The organism is Actinoallomurus liliacearum, from assembly GCF_039542035.1.
GTDB classification, from domain to species: Bacteria; Actinomycetota; Actinomycetes; order Streptosporangiales; family Streptosporangiaceae; genus Actinoallomurus; species Actinoallomurus liliacearum.
This window is the reverse complement of record NZ_BAABHJ010000040.1, coordinates 801128-817566: the sequence shown is the minus strand read 5'-3', so window position 1 is coordinate 817566 and position 16439 is coordinate 801128. Positions and strand designations below refer to the sequence as shown.

Below are 16439 nucleotides of genomic sequence, written 5' to 3'. Positions count from 1 at the left end.
GTCATCCCGTCCCCGCGACGAGCTGAAGATCACTGGTGATTGCTGTCATCAAACAGGCAGCAACCGCCAGCGGATCCGCATCGCGCCGGTTACACGCCGACGCTTCGGGCTATTTCGCGCGAATCGGTGCTGGGTGGGTTCTGCATCGTCATCAGGTCGGAGACGAGCCGGCGGGCGAGGGGATGCGCACGGATCTGCCCGGGAGTGATCTCCTCTGCCGGCCGGAGCGCGGCCAGAGCCTTGTCGACCTGGCGGCGCTGGGCGTACGCGCGAGCGACGTCGATGCGCATGCGCCCGCGTCGTTCGGGAGACAGGCCGGCCCTCACTCTGGGGTGAGAGCCTCAACCCCATCCGCGTGACCCCTTATTCAGATACGCGGATGATGTCGGGCTGCTCGGGGCCGTGCGGGATGTCGAAGGTGTCCTCGCCGGTGCGCAGCAACCGCAGCACCACGCCGGCCACGTACTCCGGTCGATGCACCACCATCCCCGGCCGAGGAGGCACGCCATCCTTGAAGATGCCGTCGCCGAACTCGGTCGCGGTCACCGAGGGCAGCAGCAGCGACACCGCGACTCCGTCCGCGGCCAGTTCCTCTCGCAACACCGAGCTGATCATGTTCACCGCCGACTTGGTCGCCGCATACGCCCCCACCCCGGTCGCGACCCGGCGGGTGGTGCCCGAGCTGACGTTCACGATCCGCCCGAAGCCCCGCTCCCGCATGGCCGGCAGCACCGCCTGGGTGACGTCGACCAGGCTGGCCACGTTGAGGTCGAGGATCTTGCGATACTCGGCGACATCGATGTCGGCGATCGGTCCCTGGATGCCGGCACCGGCGTTGTTCACCAAGCCGTCGATCTGCCCGTGTCGGTCCAGTGCGGCCGCGACCAGGTCGCGCACCTGCGCGGCGTCGGTTACGTCGGTGGGCACTGCCAGCGCCCCGTCGAGTTCCTTGCTCAACGCGACCAGCCGGTCGGCCCGGCGCGCGGCCAGTACCGGATACGCCCCAGCGGCGTGCAACAGCCGCGCGGTGGCCTCGCCGATCCCAGACGACGCGCCCGTGACGATCACCGTCCGGCCGGTCAGTTCGATCAGATCCGTCATGATTCAACGTGTACCAGACCGCTGCGCCAAATGATCAGGGTGAAGCCGCCGACCGGGCGCACGGTGGAGTCCGGCGAGGAAGAGGGATACCTGCCCCCTGGCGGAGACGGGCATCCCGAGAATGCGTCGACGACATCGACCTGTCCGACTACAACGCTTTGACGGCTCGCTAACGAGAAGCTCGATCAGGAACTCGGCATCCTCGGCACCTGCAACGCGGCCGTTTTCGTCGGGCGAGCGTCGACGGATCCGTCATCCTCTGGAAGCCATACCCGAGTCGAAGGACATGGCCTCCCAGCCTGACCGCCTGCGGCCGTGTACATGGCCACCCGCGCGGCGCACTGCGGATCTGATCGACGCGCCACCTGACGGTACTGACCGCCTTGGCGAGCGCTTGGCTCGCGAACTCCCCGCCAAAGGGTGTGCGCTACGGCATTTTGTGTCCGACAGCGACAGATGCGCGCACCGACATGGGTATTGTCCCTAGGTTGACTACTGTCCCACCGCAGCTGGTTGGGAAGTTGTTCAACGTGCATCCGACTTCAAGGAGCTGATCGGTGTTTGTGCGCACGGTGACGAACACATTAGCGTTGCCCTGAATTGTCACCGATGCACAATCCGCCGTAATGGCGCCAAATGCCGAAGTGAAGTCGGTAAGCGGGGTAGGCGTAGGCGGACTTGTGCTCTCGTTGACTGTCTGGCCAAACACCTTCCCATTACGAACAGCCACGACTGCCTTCGTCTGACCTTGGGCGGCCGCCGTGCCAAGGCACTTGGATGCTCCCCCTGGCCCTGTGGGCCCGCTCGGCCCTGTGGGCCCAGTCGGTCCGGTCGGTCCGGTGGGTCCTGTGGGTCCGGTCGGTCCAGTCGGTCCTGTGGGTCCTGTCGGTCCTGTGGGTCCTGTCGGTCCTGTGGGCCCCGTCGGTCCTGTGGGTCCGGTCGGTCCTGTCGGTCCGGTTGATCCAATCGGCCCGGTCGGCCCAGTCGGCCCCGTCGACCCAGACGATCCAGTCGGGCCAATCGAGCCGGTGGGACCCGTCGATCCAACCGGACCCGTCGGCCCAAGTGGCCCAGTCGGCCCAGACGATCCAACCGGTCCAGCCGGCCCAGTTGACCCCGTCGGCCCAGTCGATCCAGTCTCCCCGGCGGGTCCAGTCGGGCCGCTGGGTCCGGTGCGTCCGGCGAGTCCCGTGGGTCCAGCTGGACCGGCCAAGCCGGTATCTCCTCGCGGCCCTCGCAGTCCTGGTGCCCCCCGCGGGCCCCGCGGTCCTCGGGCCCCTCGCGATCCTCGCGACCCTTCCAGGGCTCCTATCGCGAATGCTGGAATTGGATTGCCTTCATCCTCTTCTATAATCTTGTCCCTATCGCCACCGACATAGAAACAGTGAGACCCGAAGATCCCTCGATGGCATAGTCCAGATACCGAGCTAAATCCGTAACCAACGGGCGATATCTCCGGCGTCTTAGATTCCGCCGGAGCCGACGGCGGCAAGAACATCGTCACTGCGAGTCCGCCGACTGCCGCTGTCGCCGCAAAAGTCAGCCGACCCACTCCACCGGACGCTTCAAAAAGTGATCGTTTCGTGTTTTGCATCAATTCTACGCACCTATGCCTGAACTGGAGATCGAACCTTCCGATAATGCCACCCGACAGCGGCGCGAGATGGATACCCACCCATCGATCCGCGAACTGCATCACTAAGGCCACAATCAAGTAAGAATCGATATGGTGATAAGTCCGATGACTCCTATCTCACCCTCCGATCCATCCAAGGATTTATCCCCGCAGAGCGGCCTCGATGTGGCATTTGACAGCATCATCATGGCCCCAATGCACTCGGTGTAGACCTTAAACAGGACGGAGACGCCGTGCCCCGTGCATTCTGCGGCTTGGACGGCTGGTACGCCTCTGTTAAGCCATGTGGAGGCGAAGCGGAGGTCGTCGGCTCGTCGCCGCGTATGCCAGCAAATAGATCTCTTCGGCCCGGGCAGGCGCTCGCGACGCCATCTATCTCGCGCAGGCCCAACGAGCAGGGGGCTACTCATCGGCGCGTGATCTCGCGGGGCTATCCGGGAGGCAGCAGTAGCCCCGCGGGCGGGTCCGTGGCGAGGTCCTTGCCGAGGCCGCCCCGGCGGCCGGAGAAGGTCGCGTCGCTGAAGTCGACGGTGCCGCCGGAGAACTTCGCGCCGGTGAAGACGATGGTGGTGCCGGAGAACTCCGCGTCGGTGAAGTGGAGGGTGCCGCCGGACAATGTCGCGTCGGTGAAGTCGAGCGTGCCACCGGAGAACGTCGCGTCGTTGAAGTGGGCGGTGGTACCGGAGAACTCCGCGCCGCTGAAGCCGACGATGCCACCGGAGAGCGCCACGCCGGTGAAGTGAACGGCGCCGCCGGAGAACTCCGCGCCGGCGAAGTCGAGGGCGCCGCCCGAGCATGTCACTCCGGTGAAGTCGATGGAGGCGCCGGAGAACACCGCGGTGATGAAGTAGTGGGTGGCACCGGAGAATGTCGCGTCGCCGAAGCGGACCGTACCGCCGGAGAACTCCGCGGAGACGAAGTGGATGGGGCCGTCGGAAAAGGTCGCGCCCGTGAAGTCGATGGAGGCACCGGCGAACCTGGCACCGGTGAAGTCGACGGTGGCGCCCGAGAACGCGGTGCCGGTGAAGTCGACGATGCCGCCAGAGAACACGGCGTCGCGGAAGTCGACGATGCCGCCGGAGAACTCCGCGCCGCTGAAGTCGCCTCCATCGAAGCGGGCGCCGGTGAAGTTGAAGTCATGGCCTCGCCAGGAGACCCGAGCGTTATCGCGCAGGTGTGCGGTGATGATCGAGATGACGGTGTGGTGCACCTCCCGGCTGCCGCCGAACGCCAGCTGCTCGGCGGCCGGAGGGCCGGCCTCCGAGGGAGGTTCGTAGGGCGTCCGCAGGTAGGCGCACAGCTCGTCAATGCAGGTCTGCCGGCCGTCCTGCCAATCGTCGGCCAGACCGGCCAGCGCGTACACCCCGGCCAGCCGCACCGCGGTCTCGGCGTGTTCAAGCCGCCTCGTCGCCCTGGCGAACCGTCTGTTGAACACCCGCACCCGGTCATCCTCTCCGCTTTTCCCGTCTTCGGCGAGACACCGTTCGCGAAAGTCCATCACCGACGAACCTCAGCACGTCCTCCACCGACAGGGGCGTACACGCCTTCAGGCGCGGCAGGTCGGCGTGGAGGGAGATCGCGCGCCTGGTGGATCACAAGGGCGGCTCCGCCGCCGCGGAGAAGGGCCATCGGCAGGAGACCCGGCGCCTCGACCATCGTCCGCCGCACTCATGGCAACGCCGATATCGATCCGCCGGTCGCGGTCACATCTCAATCCCGGAACGCCTCAGCCGTCGCTGCCACACCGATGTTGGACACGACCGTCGGCCGGCCGCCCGTGAGCCGGGCGAGGCCGAGTGGACGACCGTCCCCCACCACATCACCGTGGCGTTCGGCGGCCTGACGCCGACCGGAACAGTGGACCTGGGTACACCCCGGGACGGTGCCTGACCGTATCGAGGGCGCGGCCCAGGATCCGTAGCGTCCGGGGCATGACTGATCGCCGCCTTGGAAACCCCGCCCTGACCCGCCGGAGCGTGCTCGGCGGCGCCGTCGCGCTCGGCGCGGGAGGCGTCCTGACCGCCGGAATCCCAGCTCAGGCGGCCGAGCCGTCCGATCTTGAAGGCCGGATCGACGCCCTCGCCGGACGGCTCGATGCCGACCTGACCGCCCTGCGCCGCGACATCCACCGCCACCCCGAACTGGCGGGCGGCGAGGTCCACACCGCCGCGCTCGTCGCGGACCGGCTGCGCGCCGCCGGCCTCGAGGTGACCACGGGCGTGGGCGGCCACGGGGTCGTCGGCGTCCTGCGGGGCAAGGGGCGCGGCCGGACGGTCGCCTACCGGGCGGACATGGACGCCGTGCCGCCGGACTCGCAGATCAATGGCGGTCCGGACCCCGCGCACGTGTGCGGCCACGACCTGCACACCACGATCGGCGTCGGGGTCGCCGAGGTGCTGGCGCGCCTCCGGACCCGGCTCCACGGCCGGGTGGTGTTCCTCTCCCAGCCGGGAGAGGAGGCCCTCGCCGGGGCGCAGGCGATGATCTCCGATGGTGTGCTGGAGCGGACGAGGCCGGACGAGATCCACGCGCTGCACTGCGGCCCCTTCCCGGTCGGCACGTTCGCGGTCACGCCAGGCACCGGGCTGCCGGGTCAGGACCACAGCAGCATCACGCTGACCGGGCCCGGCGCGTCCGGCCGGGCCGACCGGCTCGTCGCCGACCTCGGCGCGCTGTCGACGGTCACGCCTCCGCAGACGTCCGCCGACCTCGAACGGCTCATCCGGGAGGTGGAGACGCCGCACGGGCCGCTGGCCCGGTTCGTCTGGATGAGGGCCGGCGCGCGTCCCGCCGCCAACGGCGACGTCGAGGTGCGCGCGGCGTACCGGTGCTGGCCGCAGGAACGTGTCCCGGAGATCCGCGACCAGTTGCGCCGCCTGACCGGCCGGTACCCGGACGCCCGCATCGAGTTTCCCGCCGACGCGTTCCCGGCGATGGTGTGCCCGCCGCGTCCGGGACGCGAGGTCCGCGACTACCTGGAGCGCAGACTCGGCCGTCAGGCCGTCACGACCATGAACGCGGCGATCCCGTTCAGTGGCGAGGACTTCGCGCTGTTCCTCCGCCGCGTCCCCGGGACGTTCAGCTTCCTCGGCGTCCGGCGGCCCGGCGCGGACATCACCACCGCGTATCCGCACTTCGGCGCCTTCGACCCGGACGAGCGCGCCATCGGCGCCGGCGTCCGCGCGATGGCCGGCTGGCTCGCCCATCGCGCCGGGATCGGGACCGGGCACTCTGCACCCTGACGAGCGCCTGGTCGCCGGATGGGCGTGCCGTCCAGGACGGCAACGGCGGCCACCACCGGTTGCCTCCGGCACGCGTCGACCACCGTCTGGCCTCGGCACGGGCAGCAGGGCCGATGTCCCTCCTGAAAAGCGGAGACCGCGCTCAGCCGTCGGCCCGTCTCGGCTCGGTCGGGTAGACGAGGGGAAGGCCGGCGACGCCGACCAGGCCGGCCGGCCAGAGGGCCGCTGGGCGAACTCCCTCGGCGAGTCGGTAGCTCGGGATGCGGCGATGCCATTCCTCCAGGACCGCCTTCATCTCCAGCCGCGCGAGATGAGCCCCGAGGCAGAAGTGCGGCCCGATCCCGAAGGCCAGATGGGGCTGGCGGCGGTGGAAGTCGATCGTGTCGGGCTCGGCATGCTCCGAGGGGTCTCGGTCGGCGACCGCGACGGCGACATGGACGGCGGAACCTGCGGTGACCCGGTGGCCGTCCAGCTGCACGTCCTCAACGGCCACGCGGGGGAGGGTCAGGATCGGGCCGTCGATACGGAGGAGTTCCTCGATCGCGTCGGGGATGATGCTCGGGTCGTCGACGAGCTGCTGCCGTAAGTCCGGCCGGGTGGCCAGGATCGCGAAGGCGTTCGACAGGGCGTCGGTCACGGTGTCGAGCCCCGCGAGGACGAATTGGAAGCACATGCCAAGGAGCTCGTGCTCGGTGAGGCGGTCGTCGCTGGTGTCGGCGAGGAGGACTGCCAGCAGATCGGTCCCGCCGCTCTCCGCGCGGCGTGCCGCGATGTGCTCGACCAGATAGCCGGAAAGCTCGCGGGCGGCCTCGGCGGCGGCCTCGGAGGGGGCCTCGGCTCCGAACTCGGGGGCCGAGCTGAGGATGGCGTCCTTCCAGGCGATCAGGCGATCACGGTCGGCGAGCGGCAGTCCGAACATCGTCAGGAACACCTGCGCCGGCAGCGGCACGGCGATGCTCGAGACGAAATCGCAGCTGCCCGCGTCGGCGACCTCGCCGACCAGTCTGACGGCGAGCGCTCTGATCCCGGACTCCATCACCCTGATCCTGCGCGGGCTGAAGTGGGGCTGGAGCAGGCGTCTGTAGCGGGTGTGCTCGGGCGGGTCGAAGGCGATCGGCAGCATCGGTACTGGGCTGCCCGCGCTCTCGTAGGCCCGCTTGGAGGAGAAGAGCTCCGGATGCCGCAGGACGTACTCGGCCGCCTCCCGTGAGATGGCCGCCACCCCGGTGGTGACGCTGGTGACCGGTCCCCGCTCGCGAATCTTGGCGTAGGCGGTGTCCCGGTCCTCGCTCACCGGGAGCCTTTCGATCGAAAGAGGCTGCTGGACGCCGGCTTCACCATGGTCGGCCATCGGAAGGGTCCTCACTGTCGCCGAAGCCCCGGGTCGGGCAAACCGTAACAAGCGACCGGTCGACTGAGAAGTGCACTTTGTTGAGGCCGGCCAGGGGCTTGGCGGCGTCATGCCCGCCGTGCTACGCGATGGTCTCCGACCGACGGAGCGGCGGGTGATCACGGCTACTGCGGTCGATCATCTGAGCAGCCATCACCGTGCCCGGATGCCGTCGAGGATGAGCGAGATGACACTCGCGGACTCCGCTTCGATCTCGGGGGAGGACCACTCCGCGGCGTGCGCCGGATCGTGGAAGCGACTGGTCGCGTTGAAGATGGCTCGCGCGATCACCTCTGGCTCACCGGCCGCGAAGTCCCCGCCGGCGATCCCGTCGACGACGATCCCACGGATCTGGGCGAGCAAGAAGGCGACATGGGCGGAGGACACGGTGCTGTGCTCCGCCGCCAGCACCCGGAAGGTGGCGAACAGCTCCGGGTCCTCCCCCACCTTTGCCCGCTTCACGGCGAACATGGTGGTGAGCAGGCCACGTAGCCGGTCGGGTGGGGGCAGTTCGGAATCCTGAACCGCTGCGGCGAGATCCTCTTGCACCCGGTCGAGCCAGCGCCGTATCACGGCCTCGCGCAGCGCCGCCTTGGACGGGAAATGCCGGTACACGCTCCCGTGGCTCACTCCCAGCAGCCGCGCGACGTCGAGCACCGTGGTCTTTTCCGGACCGTGGCGGCGCAGGACCTCCTCGGTGGCCGACACGATCGTCTCCGCGTCGAGCGGCTCCCCGCGCAATCAGATCTCCCTGTCGAGCTGGTACGAGGTCGGCGCTTCGCGCCCGGTCACCCGACCTCCGCAGCGGAGAACGTACGTCACCGGACTGACGAACGTCAAAGTCTGTCAGTCCGTTCGCGTCACCCCTCCGCTTGGAATGACAAATATTGACATCTGTCATTCCATGTCCGTACGGTGTCGGTCCGACCGTCAGACGCGATGCGATCGCCGACCGAGGAGACATCATCAGCACCCCTACTGCTTCGTTCGCCGGCCGCACCGTGTCCCGGGTCGGCTTCGGCGCTGCCCAGCTCGACCGCCTCCGTGACCGCCGCGGCGAGGCCGTCGCGCTGGTGCGCCGCGCGGTCGAGCTCGGCGTGAATCACGTGGACACCGCCGAGTTCTACGGGTTCGGCTTCGCCAACGCCGTGATCCGCGAAGCTCTGCGCCCGGAAGACGGCGTTCTGGTCGTCACCAAGGTCGGCGCCGACCCCAATCCGGGCGGACGTCTGCCGCTACGAATCGCGCAGCGGCCCGAGCAGCTGCGGGCCAGCGTCGAGGACAACCTCCGCAGCCTCGGCGTCGACCGGCTCCCCGTGGTCAACCTCCGGCGCCTCGACTCCGGCCCCGGGCTGCGTCCCGAGGGCGACCAGGTGGTCGACCTCGACGATCAGCTCGCGGTCATGACCGCGCTGCGCGACGAGGGCAAGATCGGCGCGATCGGCCTGAGCAGCGTCACCCTCGACGGCCTGCGCCGCGCCCTGCCGGCCGGCATCGTCTGCGTGCAGAACGCGTACAGCCTGGTCTCCCGTGCCGACGAGGACATGCTGCGGCTGTGCGCGGCCGAGGGCATCGCGTGGGTGCCGTTCTTCCCCCTCGGCGGGGCGTTTCCGGGCCTGCCCAAGGTCACCGAGGAGCCGGCCGTCCACGCCGTGGCCGAGTCGCTGGGTGTCACGCCCTCCCAGGTCGGTCTCGCCTGGCTGTTGCACCACGCGCCGAACGTGCTGCTCATACCCGGCACCGCCGACCCGGCCCACCTGGAGGCCAACATGGCGGCCGGCGAGCTCACCTTCGACGACGTCACCCGCGCCGCCCTCAACGCCGTCGAGTCCCGCTCCAACGAAGTCCCGATCGGCTAGGCGGAGGGGACAGCGTGGGGACGGGCACGGGATGAACGGCCCTTTCGCCGTAGTACCAGCAGCAAGCGACCTAGGAACGGATCATGAAGGCGATCATCTACCGCGACAACGGCGGCCCCGACGTTCTTCAGCTCGTCGACCGTGACCTGCCCATGCCCGGTCCCGGCGAGGTTCGCGTCCGGGTCGCCGTGTCCGGCGTGAACCCGACCGACTGGCAGGCCCGCTCCGGCTCGACCGGCCCCATGAGGTTCCCCGAGGTCACTCCGCACCTGGACGGCGCCGGCACGATCGACGCCGTCGGTGAGGGGGTCGGCCCGAGCCGGGTCGGTCAGCGGGTCTGGCTGTTCATGGCCACCGCCGGGCGGCCCACCGGCACCGCCGCCGAGTTCACCGTCGTGCCCGCCGAGCAGGCCGTGCCGCTGCCCGACGAGGCCGGTTTCGACGTCGGCGCCGCACTCGGCGTTCCCGCGCTCACCGCGCACCGCGCGCTCACCGTCGCCGAGGACGGGCCGCGCCGTCTGCGGCCCGGCGCGCTCGACGGCAGGGTGGTGCTCGCCGCGGGTGGAGCCGGGGCGGTCGGGCACGCGGTGATCCAGCTCGCCCGATGGGCCGGCGCCACCGTGATCAGCACGATCAGTGGCCCGGAGAAGGCCCGGCTGGCCGCTGCCGCCGGCGCCCACCATGTGATCAATTATCGCGAGGGCGACCCGGCCGCCGAGATCCGGGAGATCGCCCCGGACGGCGTCGACATCGTCGCCGAGGTGGCGCTCGGCGCGAACCTCGCACTGGACCTGGCCGTGCTGCGGACGCGCGGCACGATCTCGACCTACGCCAACGATGGCGGCAAGCCGGTCGAACTGGACGTGCTGCGGAACATGGTGCTGAACACACGCTTGCAGTTCCTGGTGCTCTACACCGCCGGTTCCGAGGCGCGCGCCGCGGCCGCCGAGGACGTCGCCGCCGCAGTCGGCGACGGCGCCCTGCCGGTCGGAGCGGAGCACGGCCTGCCGCTGGTCCGCTTTCCGCTCGACCGCACCGCCGACGCGCACCGGGCGGTGGAGAGCGGCGCGGTCGGCAAGGTCCTGGTGGACGTCACGCGATGACGCTCCACCGCCGAACGCGGTCAGCGATGGAGATAGGCGAGCACCGCCAGGACACGGCGGTTGTCGTCCACGGACTCCGGCAGGTGGAGCTTCCCGAAGATGCTCGCGATGTGTTCGGTGACCGCGCTGGCAGAGATCATCAACTGCTGAGCTATGGCCACGTTGGAGCGCCCGGCGGCGATCAGGCTCAACACCTCGCGTTCGCGGGGGCTCAGTTCGGCCGTACGGCCGCGCGCGTCTCCTCGGGTCAGCATTTTGGCGACGACCTGCGGGTCCATCGCCGTACCACCACGGGCCACCGATTCGACCGCGCGGTGGCGGTCTTCACGAGTGTCCTCATGGCCCCGCCCTTACCCGCGGAGCGACCGTTCACGAGTACGCGGCCGCATACCGGCACAGCGCACCGGACGGGAGCACCGCCCAGCGTGACAGCGCGTGAGAGGGACACGGCACGCCACTCGCGGCGGGTGGAGTCGGATGTCCACCCGGGATACGGCGGCTGACCCACGACGACGGGGCCGCCGGCCTCCTAACGTCGACGGCGTCCAGATGACGTGCCCCGAGAGGAGGTGGGATCGGTGAGCGGTCCCGTCGAGATCATCCTGATCATCGGTGCGGTCGGCTACATCCTGGCCCGCCGTCTGCTCGGCGAGCCCGCCGAGGCCAAGCGCATGCTGCTGCTCCCCGCCGTGCTCGCAGGAGTCGGGCTCACCGATCTGGCCAAGGTGCCCCAGTCCCCGGTCTCCATCGGATTCCTGGTCGGCACCACCGCGCTCAGCCTGGTGCTGGGCCTGCTGCGCGGCGCGAGCATCCGCGTGTTCGACAACGATGGCATCGTCTACCTGCGCTACACGGCCACGACCGTGGTGTTGTGGGGGATCAACCTCGCGGTCAGGTTCGGCGCGAGCGTCGTGCTGGGCGTGGTGGATCCGACCGCTGCGCATGCCGGCAGCAGTGGGCTGATGCTCACGCTCGGCGCCGGCATGGTGGTGGAGGGGCTGGCCGTGCTGTCCAAGGCGATGCGCACGAGCGGCCGGGTCGTGTGGGCGAAGGGGCGCGACGGCGCACCGCACACGATGTCGTCCCTGCTGGACGGGGTGCAGGAGAAGGTGCAGACCACCGACTGGTCCCGGACACGCCGTCCGCGCGGGCGCGGCGGCCTCGCGGCGCTGATCGAGGAGGTGCGCAACCTCGACTTCCGGCAGCCGTACGACGGTTCAACCCCGTACGGCGGGCCGCGACCGAACGGCGACGGCTCCCCCGAGGACCGGGCGCGGGACACCGATCCGCGCCACCGTCGCCGATGACCATGACCGGTGCAGGCGGAACAATGTCCGGCGATGAACGCCGAGCCTGACGACACACGCCCGGCCGGGGTCCGCGCCGACGACGCGCCGGCGGGAACCCCGGCGCGCTTCGCCGACGAACTGATCCGGCCGTTCGTCGTCGGAACCATCTCGGTGCTCACCCTGATCCAGCTCGTCGAGCATCCGCCGGTCCGGCTCCCCTGGCTCACCTGGGGCGTGGTGGTGGTCGCCATCGCCACGGGGGTCGCGCCGTCGATCCTGCCCTGGCGCCGCCTGTCGGACCGGATGCAGATGACGCTGGTGTCGGTGTTCATGGCCGCCGGTGCGGTGTCGTTCTCATTGGCGAAGGACACGGCGGCCCCGGCACTGGTGCTCATCGCCTCCGTCACCGCCGGCGAGAAGCTGGCCTCCCGGCGGGCCGCGTTCACCATCGTCGGAGCCGGGACCGCCGCCACGGCCACCGTGAGCTGGGTCGCCACCGCCCTGCACCTGCCGCACGAGTCGCCGTGGTGGGTCTCGCTCATCGTGTGCCTGCCCCTCTACATCGGCCTCGCGCGCCGGGAACGGGCCGACGCGCTGGCCATCGCCGACCTCGCCGCCCGGCAGAGCCGGCGCGCGGCCGCGTCCGAGGCTCGGGAGGCCGCGCTGGAGGAACGGGGGCGCATCGCCCGGGAGATCCACGACGTACTCGGCCACGCCCTGTCCGGCATCGCCGTGCAGTTGGACATGGCCGACGCCCTGTACGTCGCGGGCCGTGGCCAGGACGCCAACGAGGCCGTACGGCGAGCGCGGGCGCTGGCGGTGTCAGGGATCGGGGAGACCCGCCGCGCGATCCACGCGCTGCGCGAGGACACGTTGCCGCTTCCTGAGACCATCGCCCGTATCGCGCACGGGAGCACGGCCGGATTCGAGGTCCGGGGCGAGCCCGGCGAGGTTCGGGTCGAGGTCGCCCAGGCCGTCATCCGCGCCGCGCAGGAGGCGATCACCAACGCGCATCGGCACGCGCCCGGCGCCGAGGTGCGCCTGCTGCTCGACTACACCGACCGGCTGATCCGGCTCACCGTCACCGACACCGGAACGGCCGAGGCCGGTGCCCCGCCGAACCACTCGGGCAGCGGGATGGGCCTGGTCGGGATGCGCGAACGGGCCAGTCTGCTCGAGGGCACGCTGTACGCCGGCCCCACCGAACCGCCGGCCCCGGGCTGGACAGTGCGATTGGAGTTGCCACGATGACGTCGATCCGGCTGTTGGTCGTCGACGACCAGGCCGCGATCCGGGACGCGCTCGCGGTCATGCTCGACCTCGACCCGGAGATCACCGTCGTCGGCACCGCCGCCAACGGCGAGGAGGCGGTCACCGCGGTCGGCGAGCACGACCCGCAGGTCGTCCTGATGGATCTGCACATGCCGGTCATGGGCGGGGTCGAGGCCACCCGGCGGATCCTGGCCGCCCGGCCTGGTCTGCCGGTCGTGGTGTTGACGACGTTCGAGGACGACGAGTCCATCCTCGCCGCGCTGCGCGCCGGCGCCCGCGGTTACCTCACCAAGGACTCGGACCGTACGAGAATCGTCCAGGCCGTGCGCGGCGCACACGCCGGGCAGGCGGTCCTCGACCCCGACGTGCAGTCGCGGCTGCTCACCCTCGCCACCCGCGTCCCCGCACCCGAGCCGGACACGCCGGTACCGCTGACCGCGCGCGAGCGGGAGGTCCTCGACCTCATCGGCCAGGGTCTGCGCAACAACGAGATCGCCCGGCGCCTGTACATCACCGAATCCACCGTGAAGACCCACATCAACAATCTGTTCGCCAAGGCCGATCTGCACTCTCGCGCCGACGCCGTACGGTTGGCCCTCACCCTCGCCGGGAGCAGGAAGGAGGACGGACGCTCGGTGTGACCCCCGCGCTCTACGACCCGAGGGCCATCGTGGCGAGGTGGCGGGCGATGCCGTTGGTGTCGGTGGCTTCGACGTTGCTGAGCACGACGACCTCGATGTCGTCGTCACGCAGGTACATGTTGCTCGCGGCGTAACCCTGGAGCAGACCCGGGTGGTACACGAGTCGGTGCCCGTCGAGCCGGTCGATGAGCCAGCCGAAGGCGTACGCGCTCGACGGCAGGTTGAGGCAGCCGCCGGGCGGGCATGGCGCCTGTGGCGAGAACGCCTCGTCGACGGTGGCGGGTGGTGCGACCAGGTCGGCGCCGAACGCCCGGTCCCAGCGGGCGATGTCGTCGGTGGTGGAGTAGATTCCGGTCGCGGCGAACGCCTGGGAGCCGTTGATGGGCGGGGCGGGTGACCCGATCGTGAAGTAGCCCTTCGCGTGCCCGGGAGGCCCGTAGCCCCTGCTGTAAGTGGTGTCTCGGAGGTGCAGCGGGCCGGTGATCTCGTCGTGCAGCACGGCGCCGTACGGCTGGTGCGTCACGCTCTGAATGATCGCCCCGGCCAGGATGTAGCCGGAACTGCTGTATTTCCAGCTGGTGCCGGGTGTGAAGTCCAGTGGCAGATTCACGAACCGCTGGATGATCTCGCGGGTCGTGGTCGGTTGCGAGAGCTTTTCATAGAAGCCGGGCAGATTCTGGTAATCGGGGATGCCTGAGGTATGGACGAGGATTTCGCGGATCGTGATGGGCTGCCACGCCGCCGGGCAGGCGTCGATGTACGTCGGGATGAGATACGGGCAGATCGGGTCGTCCAGGCCGAGCAGGCCACGGTCGCGAAGCTTCAGCACGAGCATTGAGGTGAACTGCTTGGTGACCGAGGCGATCAGGAAGACCGTGTCCGGGCGGACGGGTATGTGTCTCTCCTCGTCGGCCTCGCCGGCGGCGAACCGCACCAGCACCCGCCCACGCCGTACCACCAGCGCCGAGCCGGTGAACTTCTTCTCCGCCGCCAGATCCCGAAGGTACGACCGCATCGCCGCGGTCGGCTCACCCGGCGGAGATTGGGAAGCCGAAGCCGCGGAGGAGGTGGTGGCGGCGGATTCCTGTTCACCGTGTCCCTGCTGCTGCGCATGGCTGTAGCCGCTGTTGGAGTTGCGGTTTCGGATTCTGCCTTCGAGCCGTTCCCCATGGCGGTTCCGGTCGACGTCGCGGCTGCTCGATCGGCCGCTGTGGGGCCCGCAGCAACCACCGTCGGAGATGACCTCTTCGGCCACACCCGCTGCGGCGCCGGCCCGGGGAGCAGCGCCCGCGGCGAGGGATGCGCTCCCGACGAGAACCGCGCCGGACATGACCATCGCCATGCTCTTCGGAAATCCCATGGAGCAACCGCCTTGGCCGAAGTATTCGAGACAAAGGATCGGATCTTTCGGCGATGACCCGGCCGGCGGCGACGATTGCCCACGTCAAGGGATTACTGCCCTGACTTCATGCCGCATGATCCGCTGACGTCGTCCCCTCGGCCGACTTCGGCGAAACCGCGAGAGGTGAGACTTGGCGACGAGCCGACGCTCTCGGTGATCATCGGTTACCCGCGGCAAGAGCGGCGTGGACCGGCTCGAGTCCTCGGGCGGTCTCATCCCGTGGCGGGCTCGGAGGCTTCCCTCCGTGGAGCGTCGCGCCCGTACGGGGTCAGCGCACGCAGGCCCGCGCCGCGCATGGGGGTCTTCTCGGTCAGTGCGGTCGGGTCGATGCCGAGCGGCTCGTCCGTGTCGATGCCCCCGGTGGAATCGTCCTCGCCCCACTCGTCGTCCTGGGTGACCTCTTGCTCCCAGATGACGTCGCCGCCCTTGGCACAGGCCCACGCCTCCGTACCGGCATAGCCGCGCCCGGCGAATCCCCATGCGACGCCGAAACGCTCGCTCAGCCGTCGCAGGGCGTCGCGCGTCTGCGCGTACCACTCGTCATCCCACGCCGGGTAGCACCAGCCGCTGACGATGAGAGTCCAGCCGTCGACCTCCGGAGTGATGAACGCCTCGGCCCGCTGGGTGTGCTCGACCGGCGGCACCGTCCACCATGATCCACTGGCGACGGCCAATCCCAGGTCGAAGTACATCGGACCGGGGTCGGAGAAATCCAGGATCTCCAGGATGGCCTTCTGGTCACCGCCGGGAACGGCGATGCAGCTGTTCTCCCAGATCATCTGGGGACGGTCGGCGACGGCCTTCGCCCCGAGATGGCGTCGCCAGAGATCCTGGTCCTTTCGTGACAGGACTTCGGGTCCGCCGATGTTCATCATCGCGCTGAAGGCGTTCGCGCGATACGCGCCCGGACCGGACCTCCGCACCTCACGCAACGCGTCCAGCGTTCCGGGCCCCAGCTCCTCCAGCGCCCAGATCGCTCGTTGCTGTACGCCCAGGTCCGGATCGCCGAGCAGCCGGATCAGCGCGCCGGTCGCCGGCAGCGCCTCCGTGCCCATTCTCTGCAGGCAGAGGGCCGCGCACTCCCGGACGTCGGCCGAGGGATGCTCAAGCGACTCCAGGAGACGGTCCCAGTACTCACCGAAGAAACCGCCGAACGTCCAGCCGGCCCTTCGCGCCGGCTCTTCCGGCAGGTCGGTGGCGACCGCGTCACGAATCGCGCAGAACGCCGCGTCGCCCAGCTCTCTCAGCAGAAAGCCCGCCCGGGCCCAGTCGAGCGGCGACTCCTCATCGAGCAGTTCCGCCATCAACGCGGGGACCCCGGCGTCACCGAGCTCCTTGAAGGTGTTCTGGGCCGGCCTCCAGATCGCCTCATCCGACGATGCGAGGTCGCTGATCAGTCCGTCGAAATTCACTTCAGTGATTATGTCGCCGCGCAGCGAGAACGGCACACGCGTCTCGCATGTGATGGGATGAATGGCGCGTGGGATCGGATGATCGCGGCGAG

The 16439-nt window shown here is 69.5% G+C and carries 14 protein-coding genes; 6 read left to right on the top strand and 8 right to left on the bottom strand.

Annotated features, from left to right (window positions below):
• Positions 1 to 89: 89 nt before the first annotated feature.
• The 3 genes from ABD978_RS42590 to ABD978_RS42580 form a co-directional block, all read right to left on the bottom strand.
• Positions 90 to 290 carry a hypothetical protein gene (locus ABD978_RS42590; protein ID WP_345367215.1) on the bottom strand — a complete coding sequence of 67 codons (201 nt, stop codon included), beginning with the start codon at positions 288 to 290 and terminating at the stop codon, positions 90 to 92.
• Positions 291 to 363: 73 nt separating this feature from the next.
• A complete protein-coding gene (locus ABD978_RS42585; RefSeq protein WP_345367213.1) occupies positions 364 to 1101 on the bottom strand; it encodes an SDR family oxidoreductase in 738 nt (245 codons plus the stop codon).
• A gap of 2066 nt (positions 1102 to 3167) precedes the next feature.
• Positions 3168 to 4178, bottom strand: coding sequence for a pentapeptide repeat-containing protein (locus ABD978_RS42580; RefSeq protein WP_345367211.1), 1011 nt, complete (start codon positions 4176 to 4178; stop codon positions 3168 to 3170).
• A 490-nt stretch (positions 4179 to 4668) separates the two neighbouring features.
• Here ABD978_RS42580 and ABD978_RS42575 point away from each other — a divergent pair, with 490 nt between their 5' ends.
• Entirely contained in the window at positions 4669 to 5979 is a 1311-nt protein-coding gene (locus ABD978_RS42575; RefSeq protein ID WP_345367209.1) for a M20 metallopeptidase family protein, read from the top strand.
• A 142-nt stretch (positions 5980 to 6121) separates the two neighbouring features.
• Here ABD978_RS42575 and ABD978_RS42570 read toward each other — a convergent pair whose 3' ends face one another.
• Complete coding sequence (locus tag ABD978_RS42570; protein ID WP_345367207.1) at positions 6122 to 7330, bottom strand: cytochrome P450; 1209 nt, start codon at positions 7328 to 7330, stop codon at positions 6122 to 6124.
• 192 nt (positions 7331 to 7522) lie between these two features.
• Complete coding sequence (locus tag ABD978_RS42565; RefSeq protein ID WP_345367205.1) at positions 7523 to 8110, bottom strand: TetR/AcrR family transcriptional regulator; 588 nt, start codon at positions 8108 to 8110, stop codon at positions 7523 to 7525.
• 260 nt (positions 8111 to 8370) lie between these two features.
• Here ABD978_RS42565 and ABD978_RS42560 point away from each other — a divergent pair, with 260 nt between their 5' ends.
• Complete coding sequence (locus tag ABD978_RS42560) at positions 8371 to 9228, top strand: aldo/keto reductase (RefSeq protein ID WP_345367203.1); 858 nt, start codon at positions 8371 to 8373, stop codon at positions 9226 to 9228.
• Positions 9229 to 9311: 83 nt separating this feature from the next.
• Positions 9312 to 10331, top strand: a complete 1020-nt coding sequence (locus ABD978_RS42555) for an NADPH:quinone reductase (RefSeq protein ID WP_345367201.1) — start codon at positions 9312 to 9314, stop codon at positions 10329 to 10331.
• Between the two features lie 20 nt (positions 10332 to 10351).
• Here the strand turns inward: ABD978_RS42555 and ABD978_RS42550 are convergent, their stop codons facing one another.
• Positions 10352 to 10609, bottom strand: a complete 258-nt coding sequence (locus ABD978_RS42550; RefSeq protein WP_345367199.1) for a helix-turn-helix domain-containing protein — start codon at positions 10607 to 10609, stop codon at positions 10352 to 10354.
• Positions 10610 to 10909: 300 nt separating this feature from the next.
• Between ABD978_RS42550 and ABD978_RS42545 the strand changes: the two genes are divergently transcribed.
• The 3 genes from ABD978_RS42545 to ABD978_RS42535 are packed head-to-tail and all read left to right on the top strand — an operon-like array spanning position 10910 to position 13533.
• On the top strand, positions 10910 to 11638 hold the full coding sequence (locus ABD978_RS42545) for a DUF1453 domain-containing protein (RefSeq protein WP_345367197.1): 729 nt from the start codon (positions 10910 to 10912) through the stop codon (positions 11636 to 11638).
• 33 nt (positions 11639 to 11671) lie between these two features.
• The gene (locus tag ABD978_RS42540; RefSeq protein WP_345367195.1) at positions 11672 to 12871 is read left to right on the top strand and encodes a sensor histidine kinase; all 1200 of its coding nucleotides are present in this window, start codon (positions 11672 to 11674) and stop codon (positions 12869 to 12871) included.
• The gene (locus ABD978_RS42535; protein WP_345367193.1) at positions 12868 to 13533 is read left to right on the top strand and encodes a response regulator; all 666 of its coding nucleotides are present in this window, start codon (positions 12868 to 12870) and stop codon (positions 13531 to 13533) included. The genes ABD978_RS42540 and ABD978_RS42535 overlap by 4 nt, the downstream gene beginning before the upstream one ends.
• A gap of 10 nt (positions 13534 to 13543) precedes the next feature.
• Here the strand turns inward: ABD978_RS42535 and ABD978_RS42530 are convergent, their stop codons facing one another.
• Positions 13544 to 14548 (bottom strand): serine hydrolase domain-containing protein, encoded by a 1005-nt coding sequence (locus ABD978_RS42530; RefSeq protein ID WP_345367191.1) that lies wholly within the window; start codon positions 14546 to 14548, stop codon positions 13544 to 13546.
• A 599-nt stretch (positions 14549 to 15147) separates the two neighbouring features.
• A complete protein-coding gene (locus ABD978_RS42525; protein WP_345367189.1) occupies positions 15148 to 16347 on the bottom strand; it encodes a HEAT repeat domain-containing protein in 1200 nt (399 codons plus the stop codon).
• Positions 16348 to 16439 lie beyond the last annotated feature (92 nt).